Origin of the sequence: Mesorhizobium delmotii, assembly GCF_900149755.1 — a bacterium.
GTDB lineage: Bacteria > Pseudomonadota > Alphaproteobacteria > Rhizobiales > Rhizobiaceae > Mesorhizobium > Mesorhizobium delmotii.
Genome location: NZ_FUIG01000070.1, coordinates 141,324 through 155,107, shown reverse-complemented (window position 1 = coordinate 155,107; position 13,784 = coordinate 141,324). Strand labels below are relative to the sequence as shown.

The window sequence follows — 13,784 nt, the reverse complement described above, 5'->3', positions numbered from 1 at the left end:
GGTGGAATGAACATCAATATATCTCGTTCTGCTTGTCGTTATTGACGGCAAGATGGTGTTTGCGCGCTTGACACGTGCCGGGTAATTTGGCGCATTGGCTTGCAAACCGAAGGGGATCGGCGAAAGACAAGAACAATGGCGGAACGATCGCAAAATCTTCAGGACCTGTTCCTGAATTCAGTTCGCAAAAGCAAAAACCCACTCACCATCTTCCTCATCAACGGCGTGAAGCTGACCGGCGTGGTCACTTCGTTCGACAATTTCTGTGTTCTGCTGCGTCGAGACGGCCATTCTCAGCTCGTATACAAGCACGCCATTTCCACGATCATGCCGAGCCAGCCGGTTCAGATGTTCGATGGCGAGGAAAGCCAGGGCGCCTGATTGGCACGTAAGAAAGACGCGGACCGCAGCGTTCGCGAAAAACCAGCATATCCGCCGGGGACGGAAGCCGAAGGCTCGACCCGGGCCGTGGTCATTGTGCCCGTGCTTACCCGCCAGCCACGAGGCGACGAAGACACGAATCGTCCGCGTCTGACGCGTTCTGCCGAGGCCCGCCACGACGAGGCGGTTGGCCTTGCCCAAGCCATTGACCTCGACCCGATCCATACCGCGGTGGTGACCGTCAACGATCCGCGGCCTGCAACCCTGCTCGGAAGCGGCAAGGTCGCGGAGTTCGCGGAGATCGTCAAAGAGGGCCGTGCCGAACTGGTCATTGTCGACCATCCGCTGACGCCGGTGCAGCAGCGCAACCTGGAAAAGGAATTGAACGCCAAGGTGCTGGACCGCACCGGGTTGATCCTGGAAATTTTCGGCGAGCGCGCACGGACCAAGGAAGGCACGCTGCAGGTCGATCTGGCTCACCTCAACTATCAGAAGGGCCGGCTCGTGCGAAGCTGGACCCACCTCGAGCGCCAGCGCGGCGGCGCCGGTTTCCTCGGCGGTCCTGGTGAAACACAGATCGAGTCGGACCGCCGTGCCCTGCAGGACAAGATCAAGAAGCTGAAGCACGAGCTGGAAACCGTGCGGCGCACCCGTGACCTGCACCGCGCCAAGCGCAAGAAGGTGCCGTTCCCGGTGGTGGCGATCGTCGGCTATACCAACGCCGGCAAGTCGACGCTGTTCAACAGGCTGACCGGAGCAGGGGTTCTGGCCGAGGACATGCTGTTTGCCACGCTCGACCCGACACTGCGTCGGGTGCGACTGCCGCACGGCACGCCGGTCATCCTTTCGGACACGGTCGGTTTCATTTCGGATCTGCCGACGCATCTGATTGCAGCCTTCCGGGCAACGCTGGAAGAGGTGGTCGAGGCCGATCTCGTCATCCACCTGCGCGATATTTCGGACCCCGACACGGCCGCCCAGGCCGAGGATGTCGAGCGCATCCTCGCCGATCTCGGCGTCGATGCCGGCGACACCAAGCGTGTCATCGAAGTGTGGAACAAGATCGACCGGCTCGATGAAGGCAACCGGGCGCGATTGCTCGCCGACGGCATCGACGGCAACAAGGCGCCGCCGATTGCCATATCGGCCGCCACCGGCAAGGGCATCGATGTGCTGAAGGCGATCATCGAGACAAGAGTGTCTGGCGAACTGGAAACGCTGACCGTCACGCTCAAGCCTGAGCAGCTCGGGCTCGTCGATTGGCTCTACCGCAATGGCGACGTCGTCTCGCGCACCGACAATGAAGACGGCGGCGTGACCGTCGCGCTCAAGGCGACGCAAAGCGCGCATGAAGAGATAGAAAGCAGATTGCGCCGTAAAAACAACGGGTAATCGCTGTTACTTCGCGCTCTTGGCTTGCTGCCAAAGCGCCTCCATCTCGTCGAGCGTCGCCTTTTCCAGGGTGTTTCCGGACGCTTCCAGCGCGTGCTCGACATAGTGGAACCGCGACCGGAATTTCTCGTTGGTGCCGCTGAGCGCCGCTTCGGAATCGACCTTGAGATGACGCCCGAGATTGACGACGGCAAACAGCATGTCGCCGAACTCGTCCTTGATCGAAGCCGTATCGCCCTTGGCAAGGGCTTGGCGCAACTCGCCGATCTCTTCCTCGATCTTGTCGAGGATCGGCGTGGCCTCGCTCCAGTCGAAGCCGACGCGGGCCGCTTTTTCCTGTAGCTTGAGCGCTCGGGTCAAAGCGGGCAGGGCGACCGGTACGCTGTCCAGAAAACCCTTGCCATGATCCTCAGGATCGTGCCCGCGGGCGAGGCGGGCGTTTCGCTTTTCCGCCTTTTCCTCGGCCTTGATCTTCTCCCACATGCCCTTGGCCATGCCGGCGCTGCGCGCCTTGTCGTCGCCGAAGACATGCGGATGGCGGCGGATCATTTTTGTGGTGATGGCCTGGACCACGTCGCCAAAGGCGAATTCACCGGCCTCCTCGGCCATCTGCGCATGGTAGACGACCTGCAGCAGCAGATCGCCGAGCTCGTCGCGTAGATCGCCCAGGTCGCCGCGCGCGATCGCATCCGCCACCTCGTAGGCTTCTTCGATCGTGTAGGGCGCGATGGTCGAGAAATCCTGCTCGATATCCCACGGGCAGCCGGTTTCCGGCGCCCGCAGCGCCGCCATGATCTCGATCAGCCGGGAAATATCTTTCGAGGGTTTCATCTGTCGAATGCTATCGTGCACCGATCACTCGGCAAATGCTGTCAGCCGGCAAGGGCGCATTGTCCACAGTTGCGGGCCATGATCCGAAAAGTGGAAGCCGGTTTTCGGAAAAGATCATAGTCAAGCAAAGTGCTCAGTCGAGCACGGAGACGATCGCCTTGGCGAGCGCGTCCATCCCGTCCTCCGGCAGGCCAGCGACGTTGATGCGGCTGTCGCCGACCATATAGACGCCGTGCTCGGCGCGCAGCCGCTCGACCTGCGCTTCGGACAGGCCAAGCCGGGAAAACATGCCGCGATGGCTGGCGACGAAATCGAAGCGATCGGAATTGGAGTGCCGCCGCAGCGCTTCGGCGAGCTGGACACGAAGCCGCAGCATACGCAGGCGCATCTCCTCGAGCTCAGCTTCCCAGTCGGCGCGCAGCGTGGCGTCTTCAAGCACGATGCGCACCGCGGCCGCGCCGTGGTCAGGCGGCATCGAGTACATGGCGCGGGCGGCCGACAGCATCTGGCTCATTGCCACATCCGCCTGCGTGCTGTCTTTGGCCAGAATCATCGCCGCGCCGACACGGTCACGATACACGGCAAAGTTCTTCGAGCAGCTCGAGGCAACGACCATTTCCGGGACTTTCGCCGCCAGCAGGCGCAAGCCAACGGCGTCAGCGTCGAGGCCTTCGCCAAAGCCCTGATAGGCAATGTCGACAAAAGGCAGCAGGCCGCGCTCGACGACGAGGTCGGCTATTTCAGCCCACTGCGCGGTGTCCAGATTGGCGCCTGTCGGATTGTGGCAGCAACCATGCAGCAGCACCACGTCGCCGCTCTTGGCGGTCGCCAGCGCACTTATCATGTCGGCGAAGCGAACAGCACCTGAGGCGGTGTCGAAATAGGGATATACGCGTATCTGCAGGCCGGCGGCTCGCATCACCGGCATGTGGTTCGGCCAGGTCGGGTCCGACAGCCAGATCGTCGCGTCCGATCGCGTCCTCTTGAGCAGCTCAGCCACCAGTCGCAGCGCGCCCGAGCCGCCGGGCGCCTGCGCCGCACGGATGCGCGTCAGCTCGGCCGCAGGGCCAAAGACCAGCCCCGCCATCGCCGTGTTGAAGCCGGTATCGCCGGCAAGGCCGAGATAGGTCTTGGTATCCTGGCTCTGCAGCAATCGCTTTTCGGCTTCGCGCACGGCGCGCATCACCGGCGTCTTGCCATCGCGATCCTTGTAGACGCCAACGCCGAGGTCGACCTTGCCGGGGCGGGGATCGGCGCGAAAGAGGCCGATCAAGGCGAGGATCTTGTCGGCTGGGGCAGGCTGGAGGTCTTCAAACATCGGCGCGGTTCCGTTGGCGGCGGAGTGATACGCAAATCGGCCGTGCTGCGCCAGCGGTTTCATTTGCACCAAGCTGAAAACCGCCAAACCACAAGCCTCGATTGGCACGGCTCATCGTACTCGTCATTTCCACGACACGGCGAGGAGGACGCAGCAGGCAAATGTGGCTTTCCGCATGTCAGTTGGTCGACGCCGTTCTATGACGCCAGCTTGAGGGCGGCCGACGGCAAGGCGGCGACAGGTTGCTGCTTCTTGCCGCCCCAACCGATCCGCGGCAACCATTCGAGGTAATAGGCGAAGCCGAATTGCAGCGCGATGCCTGTTGAGATCAGGATTGCGTCGTAGAGGAGCCCGCCTGGGCTGACGACCTTCATGACCTGCGCGATCATGGCGAAGATCGTTCCGGCGATGAAGACCGGCAGCGAATGCTTACCGAGAACCGCGAGCGGGTGTCCGGGCCTGGTCCTCGCCAGGTTGGAAAGCGCCGGGATTGCCACGATCAGATAGGCGATCGCCAAAATGTGCATGAGGCGCGACAGCGACAGGAACGTCTTGTCGAAGCCGGTCAGCACGGTAGGCAGGCCGGAGGCCGTCTCGATGCCCCACAGCGGCAGCCGCACCCAAATCAGCGCACCGACCAGATACCCGACAGCCGCGCTCGCCATCATCCAGTTGAAGCGGATTTCGCCGCCGCGCTTGACATGCAGCATGCCGGCGATCCCGATGACGAAAAGAAACTGCCAGGAGAGCGGGTTCAGGAACCAGAAGCCGTCGCCGGGAAAATTCGAAGGCGCGATCTGGAAAATTCCGACGATGAGCCAGAGGAGAGCGGACGCAGCAAGCATAAGGCGCAGGCTGAAAGTGCCGATCCACAAGAAAAGCGGCATCATCAGAAGTACGACGGCATACATGGAAAGAATGTTGTTATAGCCGATCTGATGCCCGAGCGCCGCGATGCCGAGCAGCGCTTCCGGCGTGTCCTCGATGATCATCTGGATATTGATCAGCTTCAAAAGGTCGGGCCGCGAAAAATGCAATGCAGCCGCCGAGAAGATCGCCAGCGTCGCGACAGTGGTCATGACGTGGGTGACATAGAGGACACCGGCACGCCGCCAGGCCTTTAGGGTGATGAGAAACCGATTCCCCGGCTGGAACTTCAGTCCGTAGGCGAGCCCAACGGCAATCCCCGAAATCAGCACGAAGGCTTCGGCCGAATCGGAGAAGCCGAAATTCTTGTGCGTGACATACTCGAAGATCGTCCCCGGCACGTGGTTGACGAAGATCGTCAGCAGCGCTAGCGCGCGGAAGACATCGATGCGGGTATCCCGCTGGGCTGGCACATTGCCTGTCATGTGGGGGCTTGTCATGTCGGGTCGATGATTCGTTGAACAAAAGCGGCCCACAGGGGCCGTCGGCGAAGGCAAGATTCGGTGGTGAATGTTTCCCGCCTATAACTCGCAAGTGCCCCGAAAATGATGACACCCACGCGATTTTTCGCGTCACAAATTAATTCAGGTGTAAACATCGAAATCCCCGTGGCTAAAACCGCACGGCGAATTGTGGCGGCTGCGGGGAGGGCCGCTCGTTCCCGGACAAGGAAGCCGTAGGCGCGCTGGTGGCGTTGTACCGGTTGTGCCGGACATCCCGGATCGCAAAAAACTCAAAGAGCGGGATTAAAACCTGCCATGCTCCGTAAACAGGACGTGAGAGGGTCGATGCCACGCTTCGATATCATAGGACAGCTTGGTTCTCTGCGCCGCTACGCGCGTTCGCTGACGCGCGACAGCGCAGAAGCAGAGGATCTGGTGCATGACGCGCTGGTGCGTGCCTATGAGCGGCGCGGCACCTTTCGATCCGGCGGAAACCTGCGCGCATGGCTGCTGTCGATCGTCCGCAACGCTTTCATTGACGGCTTGCGGTCCCGCAAATCCGAAGCGGTGCGCGTCGAGCAGGCCGGATATCTTGCCGACGCCAGCATGCAGGCACCCCAGGAGCATTCCGTCCGCCTGGCACAGGTGCGTGATGCTTTTTTCAAATTGCCGGATGAGCAGCGTTCGGCGCTGCATCTCGTCGCCATCGAGGGACTTACCTACAGCCAGGCGGCCGAGGCCAGCGGCGTACCGCTGGGTACGCTGATGTCGCGCATCGGCAGGGCGCGCGCAGCGCTCCGCGAGATGGAAGACAAATTGCCGGCACGTGCGAAAAGCCACCTCAAGATCGTGGGAGGCCCGTGATGTCGATGATGAGCGAACTGCGCGACCCGGTGACCGATGCCGACCTCGACGCCTATGTCGACGACCAGCTGGACGTTGCCCGCCGCATTGAGGTCGAGGCGTTTCTTTCCGCCCGTCCCGAGGCTGCCGCCCGCGTGATGTCCGACCTCAGGACGCGCGACGAACTGCGCGTGGCGCTTGCCGGATGCAAGGGCATGGCGCGGCCGGCAACGGCTGATGCGGCACGGCGGCTGGAACGGGGACTGGCCCGGGGGCGCGCCTTGCGCACGTTGCAGCGGGCTGCGGCGGTCGCAGTCCTGGTGGCTGCGGGCTGGTTGGCCAACGGGATCGTCGGGCCGATATCGGTGACAAAAGTCGTCGCCTCGACCCAGCCGCCCGTCTATCTGGAGGAGGCGATCCGGGCACACAGGACGACGATCATACGCGAGGCCATGTCTTCCCAGCCCGAAGCGCCGGATTACGATGCGGACGAAATCCGCGCCGCCACGGCGATCGTCATGCCGTCGCTGCCGAAGGACTGGAAGGTGCGTGACGTCCAGATCTATCCGTCGCAGTTCGGCCCGAGCGTCGAGATGGCTGTCGAAACAAGAGACCTGGGACTGGTCTCGCTGTTCGCGATCAGGCCCGGAACGTTCGACGTGGTCCAGCCGACCGTCGCCCCGTCGGGCGAAATTTCCTCGGCCTATTTCCAGATCGGCGAAGTTGCTTACGCAGTCGTCGCCCGAAGCGGTGTCCGCGATCTCGATCGCACCGCAGAAACGCTCGCCAACACGCTTTACTGACCCTCACAAAGGAGAACCGGCATGAACAATCTAGGATACCGCACCGGCGTCGGAGCCCAAACCGGCGCCGTCTACGACGAAGGCTTGCGCCAGCACATGCTGCGCGTCTACAATTATATGGGCGTTGGCCTCGTCGTTACCGGCGTGATCGCCTTCGTGGTGGCTTCCACGCCAGCCCTCTACGTGCCGATCTTTTCCAGCCCGTTGAAGTGGGTGGTGATGCTGGCACCGCTCGCCTTCGTGCTGCTGTTCTCGTTCCGGATACAGACGATGTCCGCGGCCGGCGCTCAGGCGATGTTCTGGGCATTCTGTGCGGTCATGGGCCTGTCGCTGGCTTCAGTGTTCCTGGTGTTCACCGGGACCAGCATCGCGCGCACCTTCTTCATCGCCGCCACCATGTTCGGCGCAACCAGCCTTTACGGCTACACGACCAAACGCGACCTGACCCAGTTCTCGTCCTTCCTGATCATGGGTCTGATCGGCGTGGTGATCGCCAGCATCGTCAATATCTTCCTCGGCTCGACCGCGCTCCAGTTCGCCATCTCGGTGATCGGCATCGCCGTGTTCATTGGTCTCACCGCCTGGGATACCCAGACGATCAAGGAGCAGTTTGCGGAAAACTTCGGTGCGGAATCGCAGCAGAAGCTCGCCGTCTTCGGTGCATTCTCGCTCTATCTGAACTTCATCAACATCTTCCAGCTGCTGCTGAACTTCACCGGCGAGCGCGAATAGCCGCGTCAAATCAATGCATGTCGCGGCAGCGGTATTGGAGCCGCGACAATGCATAAAACAGGGACTTAGAGTGCGTCGCGACAATCTCCTGGATGCGGCGCGCCTGGATAACCGGAGTTGCTTCCCATGGACAGGAACGACCAGCAGGCGATCGGGAATCTTTTCGAGAAACTTGCGAACGTGGAGCGACAGACGCCGCCGCGCGATGCCGAAGCGGAACGCTTCATCAACGATCAGATTGCCCGGCAGCCCGGCGCGCCATACGACATGGCGCAGACGATCGTTGTGCAGGAACAGGCGCTGAACGCGGCGCAATCAGAGAGTTTTTTCGTCGGTTCAAGCTGGGATTTCCACCCATCCGGAAGTCGCATAAGATAGATTATGGAACTGAGATGCCTTTCGGCCCAACCGCAGTTCCTTGTTCCTTGGGACTAAGCGGAACTGCGGTTGATAGCGTGGCGTCTCCCGGGACGCACACAGGTCCTACGCCGCTTGCGGCACGCAGGCTTCGCAGATCGCCGCGATGTGCCGGTGGTCGGTGCCGCAGCAGCCGCCCAGGATGCGCATCTTCGGAAACGAGGCTGTCAGCCTGCTGTAGCGCCGCCCGAGATCGTCCGGGTCGCCCGCGTCGAGCGTCTCCGATTCGTCCAGTTCGGCATGGCTTTTGGCCGAAGCATTCGCCTTCACGCCATAGACGCGATCGAGCCAGCGCTCGCCCTTGTTCAGCGCCTGCATGAAATGCGATGGATGGGCGCAGTTGATCATATAGTAGGCCGGCGCACCGTCTGTCGCGTCGTCGACCCTGTCGATCGCCTCGCCGAGCGCCATGCCGGTCACCAGCTTGCCGTCCGTTTCCACCGTGAACGAGATCATGCACGGCATGGCATGCGCCTTGGCCGCCCGCGCCACGCCGATTGCTTCGTGGAAATTGGTGAGCGTATAGGCCGCAACCATGTCGGCCTCGGTCCGCGCGAAACTCTCGATCTGCGGCGCGTGATAGGCTTCCGCCTCGTTGGCGTCCATCTTGCCGGCTTTGTAGCCGTCGCCGCGCGGCCCGATCGCGCCGCTGACGACGCACGGCGTTTCGGCGGTCTCGAACTCATTGCGCAGGTCGAGAAGAAGCTCGATCGAGCTCTCGTTGACGGCCCGCAACGCTTCCGGCCCGTAGCCGAGCAAGGTTCCCCAATCGGGGTTGGCTCGCCACGTCGGCGTGTCGAGGATGAAGCCGGTCCCGCTTCTGCGCGCAATGGTCAGATAACGGACGTAATATTCCCTCAGCTTCTGCCGGCCTTCAGGCGTTGCCATCAGCGTGAATGAAGCAAAGTGCGGAAGGTCGAGGCCTTCGTGAAAGATGAAAGTCGTTTCCATGCCGCCATCGCTCAGGAATGTTCTGTTGGCGAGTTGCGGCAGGTTCTGGCGGTACTTGGCCATGTTTGTCTCCAGTGGTAAGATGACATTCGTGCTGCCCTGGTGGCGGCCGGTTCGGAATAGCCAAGTTTTAGCAGCGCGTGCCGCCGGTGCGATAGAAGGCTTGTGGTCCGGTACTCCACCGAAGCGGGAACCGCAGCAATTACAGACGGATAGCCGCGCCGGGCCGGCCGTATTGCTATCGGTGCCGATGCTGGCGGGTGTGAAAACCATACCGCAGGTACAGTAGATTTGAGGGCATTCTGTCATGCGCAAGGGTGCGGAAACGCGCGAACGCATTCTGGAGATCGCCGAGGCCTCGGTGCTCGCCAAGGGGTTCGGCGCGACGTCCATCGAGGAGGTGATCGCCGAAGCCGGCATCACCAAGAGCGGCTTCTTCTATCATTTCAAGGACAAGAACGAACTCGCCCGCGCCTTGATGCTGCGCTACGTCGAGGAGAACGACCGCATCTTCGACGATGTGTTTCACCGCGGCCGGCAATTGTCCGATGATCCGTTGCAGTCGTTCCTGATCACGCTCAAGCTGCTTGCCGAGCTGATGGGTGATCTGCCGAACGGCCACCCAGGCTGCCTGATCGCGACGTTCACCTATCAGGAGCGCCTCTTCGACCGTAACGTTCGCGACATCGCCGCCGACGCCGTACGCTCCTGGAACGGGCGGTTTCGCGATGCGCTGAACGAGATCGCGACCGTTTATCCTGCCCGCAAAGGCATGGACCTCGACGACGTGGCCATCATGTTCTCCTGTGTGATCGATGGCGGCATCATCATGTCGCGGGGGCTTGGCGATCCCCGTGTCCTCGAACGCCAGATCCTCGCCTTCCGCAACGTCGTAAAGATGTTGTTCGCGCCGGCGGCGCCTGACGTCATGCTGCCGCCCACCGCCATCGCCGCCGAATAGGAGTGCGCCGGGCGGCGGTCGCTGCAGCCCCGAGGCCGCGATCTAAGGCGCGTTCGATTCAGACTGCCAGCGTCGCTACGACAGCCTGCGCTGCCTTGATCATTGCGTGCGGCTCGGCGGCGAACACGGCGTCGTGCGCGCCGGCCGCTGCCCATACGCGGTCGAAACCAAGCAGCGTCTCGTCGGCAAACGCCGGGATCGCAATCAAATGGCCGATCGGCGCTACGCCGCCGATTGCAAAGCCGGTCTCGTCTCGGATCTGCCGCGGGTCGGCGCGCTTCAGCGGCTCGCCGGTCAGTGCGGCAGCCCTGGCCAGATCGAGCTGATTGGACCCGGAAACCAGGAAGAGAAACAGCTTTCCGCTGGTTTCCCCCTGGAACACCAAGGATTTGACGATCTGGGCGACTGTGCAGTCGCATTGCGCGGCGGCTTCCTCGGCGGTGCGTGTCGAGGCACCCATGCGCGAGATTTCGATCTCGAGGGCGGCGTCGGCCGCTGCCCTGGTCACACGATCAATGCTTCCAGCCATGAAGAACCGAACCTATCATGCAGATTCATAAGGGATTTCGATCGTCATGCCGTCATAGGCCGGCTCGACATCGGCCGGCGTCTCGGCCATCACCGCAGCGTAGTCGAGCGGCACATGCATGTGCGTCAGAACGGCCTTTTTCGGCGTCAGTTTTTCGATCCAGCCGAGTGCCTGGCCGAGCGACAGATGGCTCGGATGTGTCCTGTACTGCAGCGCGTCGATGACCAGCACGTCCAGGTCGCGCAGCCGTTCGGCGGTGGCGTCGGGGAAATCACTGACATCGGGGCAATAGGCGAGCCCGCCGATGCGAAAACCAAGCGATATGATATCGCCATGGATCTGCGGCAGCGGCTCGAGGGCGAGGGTACCCCCCTCGCCTTCGATCACCACCGGCCTGGCGTGGTCGATGATATGAGGCTCTACGATAGGCGGATAGGAACTGCCTTGCGGTGTTTCAAAACAGTAGGCGAACGCCTGCCGCAACCGCAGCATGGTGGGCTGGTCGGCGTGGATATCGATCCGATGACGCTGCTCGAGCACGAAGCCGCGCAAATCGTCAATACCGTGGATATGGTCGGCATGCGGATGCGTATAGACGACCGCATCGATGCGCCTGACCGATGCCAGCAGCATCTGCGCGCGAAAATCCGGTCCAGTATCGATGACGACTGTGGTCCTGTCGCCGTTTGCCGCGATCCGCTCGATGAGCGCTGCGTTGCGCATGCGCCGGTTCCTCGGATTGGCCGGATCGCAATTGCCCCAGTCGCCGGTGATGCGCGGCGTGCCCGGCGATGAGCCGCAGCCGAGTATGGTGAGGCGCAGCCGGTCGCTCATCCGTCAGGTGCTCAGCGCGGTCGGGCGCGGCATCTTGCTGAACAGCCGGAAGAAATTGTCGGTCGTGACGGCGGCGATTTCGGCCTCGCTGACGCCGATCGTTTCGGCCAGCACCTTGGCCGTATGCGCGACATAGGCAGGCTCGTTGCGCTTGCCGCGAAACGGTATCGGCGCGAGGTACGGCGCGTCGGTTTCGACCAGCAGGCGGTCGTGTGGCACATCGGCGGCGATGGCGCGCAGCTCGGCCGAATTCTTGAAAGTCACGATGCCGGAAAAGGAAACAAAGCCGCCGAGCCCCACCCCGACTTCGGCCAACCTGCGCCCGGACGAAAAACAGTGCAGGACGAAGGGGAAGGCGCCCTTCCCTGTTTCGTCCTCGAGGATATCAGCCATGTCGCTGTCGGCGTCGCGCGCATGGATGACCAAAGGCAGGCCCGTCTCGCGCGCTGCGGCGATGTGCGTGCGAAAGCCCTGCGCCTGCGCATCGCGCGGCGCATGATCGTAGAAATAGTCGAGCCCGGCCTCGCCGATCGCCACCACTTTGCGATGAGCGGACAGCCGGACAAGCGCCTCGACAGTCACGTCCAGCTCCTCGGCGGCATTGTGCGGATGGGTGCCGACCGAGCAATAGACTTCGTCGAAAGATTCGGCGATCTCAAGCACTTGATGGAATCTCTTCACACGCGTCGAGATCGTCACCATGCGACCGATTCCGGCGGCTAAAGCGCGGGCGACGATGGCCGCCCGCTCCTCTGCGAAATCCGGAAAGTCGAGATGGCAGTGACTGTCGACCAACATCAGATGTTCGCGTCCGGCTGCTCGACGTAACGCGGAAACACGCCCTCCGGCGCGGGCAAAGCAACCCCTGGGACCAGCGCATAGTCCGCGTGGACATGCACGAAATCGCGGCTGTCCGCCGGTACGGCCAGCAGGTCGAGCAGCTTAGCGGCCGATCCCGGAATGAAGGGCTGGCACAGCAGCGCCACGCGTCGGACGACTTCCGCGGTCGTCCACAGCACCGTTTCCATGCGCGCCGGATCGGTCTTTCTGAGCGCCCAGGGTTCCTGCGAGGCGAAGTAGCGATCGGCCTCCGCCACGACGCCGAAGATCGCCGCCAGCGCTAGGTGGATGCCCTGCTCCGCCATCACCTTGCGTGCAGTAGCAAGCGCCTCCACCGCCTGGTCGAGGATCGCCCTGTCGGCCTCCGCCAGATCGCTGCGTTTCGGCACTACGCCGCCGCAGTTCTTGGCGATCATCGACAGCGAGCGCTGCGCCAGATTGCCAAGGCCATTGGCGAGGTCGGCATTGGTGCGGTTGACGATGGCCTCGTGGCTGTAGCTGCCGTCCTGGCCGAACGGCACCTCGCGCATGAAGAAATAGCGTACCTGATCGAGACCATAATGCTCGATCATCGCAAACGGATCGACGACATTGCCGACCGACTTTGACATCTTCTCGCCGCGGTTGAACAGAAAGCCATGCGCGAATACGCGCTTCGGCAGTTCGATCCCTGCCGACAGCAGGAAGGCCGGCCAGTAGACGGCATGGAAGCGGACGATGTCCTTGCCGATGACGTGGACGTTCGCCGGCCAGAAGGACCATCTGTCATCGGCCGCATCCGGATAACCGGCAGCCGTGATGTAGTTGGTCAGTGCATCGACCCAGACGTACATCACATGCTTGTCGTCGCCCGGCACCGGCACGCCCCATTTGAACGTGGTGCGCGAGATCGACAGATCCTTCAGCCCGGATTTGACGAAGCTGACGACTTCGTTGCGCCGCTCCACCGGTCCGACGAATTCGGGGTTGCTCTCATAGAGCGCGAGCAGCTTGTCCTGATAGGCGGAAAGGCGGAAGAAATAGCTCTCCTCCTCGGTCCACTCGACGGGCGAGCCGAGCGGCTCGCGGCGCACGCCGTCGTCGCCGACCTTGGTTTCGGCCTCGTCGAAATAAGCTTCCTGCCGCACCGAATACCAGCCGCTGTAGCGGTCGAGGTAGATGTCGCCATTCTCCGCCATGCGCTTCCAGATCGCCTGGCAGGCCTTGTAGTGGCGCTCCTCGGTGGTGCGGATGAAAACGTCGTTCGAACAACCGATCGCTTCATACATCGAGCGGAAGATCGCCGAATTGCGATCGGCAAGCGCTTTCGGCGTCAGGCCTTCGGCATCCGCCGTCTGCTGCATCTTCAAGCCGTGCTCGTCGGTTCCCGAGACGAAGAAGACGTCCTTGCCGTCGAGCCGGTGGAAGCGGGCCAGCGTGTCGCTGGCGATGACAGTGTAGGCATGACCGATATGCGGCTTGCCGTTCGGATAGAAAATCGGCGTTGTGACGTAGTATTTTTCGCGTGCCATGGATGAGCCGTCATGAATGTCTGAATGAAGATGTAGCGGTGAGATATCGCATCGAAACGGCGATTGCCATC

15 protein-coding genes are annotated in these 13,784 nt (G+C 62.2%); 7 read left to right on the top strand and 8 right to left on the bottom strand.

Annotation, left to right across the window (positions count from 1 at the left end; all coding sequences use genetic code 11):
* Positions 1-135: 135 nt before the first annotated feature.
* The gene (gene hfq, locus BQ8482_RS33415) at positions 136-381 is read left to right on the top strand and encodes an RNA chaperone Hfq (RefSeq protein WP_006202172.1); all 246 of its coding nucleotides are present in this window, start codon (positions 136-138) and stop codon (positions 379-381) included.
* Positions 382-1,773, top strand: a complete 1,392-nt coding sequence (gene hflX, locus BQ8482_RS33410; RefSeq protein ID WP_123151461.1) for a GTPase HflX — start codon at positions 382-384, stop codon at positions 1,771-1,773.
* 6 nt (positions 1,774-1,779) lie between these two features.
* On the opposite strand, the gene mazG is transcribed toward hflX, so the two are convergent.
* The 3 genes from mazG to BQ8482_RS33395 all read right to left on the bottom strand — a co-directional run bounded on the left by mazG (position 1,780) and on the right by BQ8482_RS33395 (position 5,274).
* Positions 1,780-2,604 carry a nucleoside triphosphate pyrophosphohydrolase gene (gene mazG, locus BQ8482_RS33405; protein ID WP_123151460.1) on the bottom strand — a complete coding sequence of 275 codons (825 nt, stop codon included), beginning with the start codon at positions 2,602-2,604 and terminating at the stop codon, positions 1,780-1,782.
* A gap of 133 nt (positions 2,605-2,737) precedes the next feature.
* Entirely contained in the window at positions 2,738-3,922 is a 1,185-nt protein-coding gene (locus tag BQ8482_RS33400; protein WP_123151521.1) for an amino acid aminotransferase, read from the bottom strand.
* A 197-nt stretch (positions 3,923-4,119) separates the two neighbouring features.
* Positions 4,120-5,274: an OpgC family protein gene (locus BQ8482_RS33395; protein WP_244603093.1), complete on the bottom strand. Its 1,155-nt coding sequence runs from the start codon at positions 5,272-5,274 to the stop codon at positions 4,120-4,122.
* A 363-nt stretch (positions 5,275-5,637) separates the two neighbouring features.
* On the opposite strand from BQ8482_RS33395, the gene BQ8482_RS33390 reads away from it, so the two are divergent.
* From BQ8482_RS33390 to BQ8482_RS33375, 4 genes are all read left to right on the top strand, one after another.
* Positions 5,638-6,156, top strand: a complete 519-nt coding sequence (locus BQ8482_RS33390; RefSeq protein ID WP_244603092.1) for a sigma-70 family RNA polymerase sigma factor — start codon at positions 5,638-5,640, stop codon at positions 6,154-6,156.
* A gap of 8 nt (positions 6,157-6,164) precedes the next feature.
* Positions 6,165-6,938, top strand: coding sequence for an anti-sigma factor family protein (locus BQ8482_RS33385; RefSeq protein WP_123151520.1), 774 nt, complete (start codon positions 6,165-6,167; stop codon positions 6,936-6,938).
* 21 nt (positions 6,939-6,959) lie between these two features.
* A complete protein-coding gene (locus BQ8482_RS33380; protein WP_123151457.1) occupies positions 6,960-7,670 on the top strand; it encodes a Bax inhibitor-1/YccA family protein in 711 nt (236 codons plus the stop codon).
* Positions 7,671-7,796: 126 nt separating this feature from the next.
* Positions 7,797-8,048: a DUF2076 domain-containing protein gene (locus tag BQ8482_RS33375; RefSeq protein ID WP_123151456.1), complete on the top strand. Its 252-nt coding sequence runs from the start codon at positions 7,797-7,799 to the stop codon at positions 8,046-8,048.
* Positions 8,049-8,153: 105 nt separating this feature from the next.
* Here the strand turns inward: BQ8482_RS33375 and BQ8482_RS33370 are convergent, their stop codons facing one another.
* A complete protein-coding gene (locus BQ8482_RS33370) occupies positions 8,154-9,101 on the bottom strand; it encodes a homocysteine S-methyltransferase family protein (RefSeq protein ID WP_123151455.1) in 948 nt (315 codons plus the stop codon).
* A gap of 244 nt (positions 9,102-9,345) precedes the next feature.
* Here BQ8482_RS33370 and BQ8482_RS33365 point away from each other — a divergent pair, with 244 nt between their 5' ends.
* On the top strand, positions 9,346-9,999 hold the full coding sequence (locus BQ8482_RS33365) for a TetR/AcrR family transcriptional regulator (protein WP_123151454.1): 654 nt from the start codon (positions 9,346-9,348) through the stop codon (positions 9,997-9,999).
* 58 nt (positions 10,000-10,057) lie between these two features.
* Here the strand turns inward: BQ8482_RS33365 and BQ8482_RS33360 are convergent, their stop codons facing one another.
* From BQ8482_RS33360 to metG, 4 genes are read right to left on the bottom strand one after another with little or no spacing between them, the layout of a single operon-like run.
* The gene (locus BQ8482_RS33360; protein ID WP_123151453.1) at positions 10,058-10,528 is read right to left on the bottom strand and encodes a YbaK/EbsC family protein; all 471 of its coding nucleotides are present in this window, start codon (positions 10,526-10,528) and stop codon (positions 10,058-10,060) included.
* Between the two features lie 15 nt (positions 10,529-10,543).
* Positions 10,544-11,362 (bottom strand): MBL fold metallo-hydrolase, encoded by an 819-nt coding sequence (locus tag BQ8482_RS33355; RefSeq protein WP_123151452.1) that lies wholly within the window; start codon positions 11,360-11,362, stop codon positions 10,544-10,546.
* Between the two features lie 3 nt (positions 11,363-11,365).
* Positions 11,366-12,160 (bottom strand): TatD family hydrolase, encoded by a 795-nt coding sequence (locus tag BQ8482_RS33350; RefSeq protein ID WP_123151451.1) that lies wholly within the window; start codon positions 12,158-12,160, stop codon positions 11,366-11,368.
* Positions 12,160-13,713, bottom strand: a complete 1,554-nt coding sequence (gene metG / locus BQ8482_RS33345; protein WP_123151450.1) for a methionine--tRNA ligase — start codon at positions 13,711-13,713, stop codon at positions 12,160-12,162. Before metG ends, BQ8482_RS33350 begins: the two co-directional genes overlap by 1 nt.
* Positions 13,714-13,784: the final 71 nt, after the last annotated feature.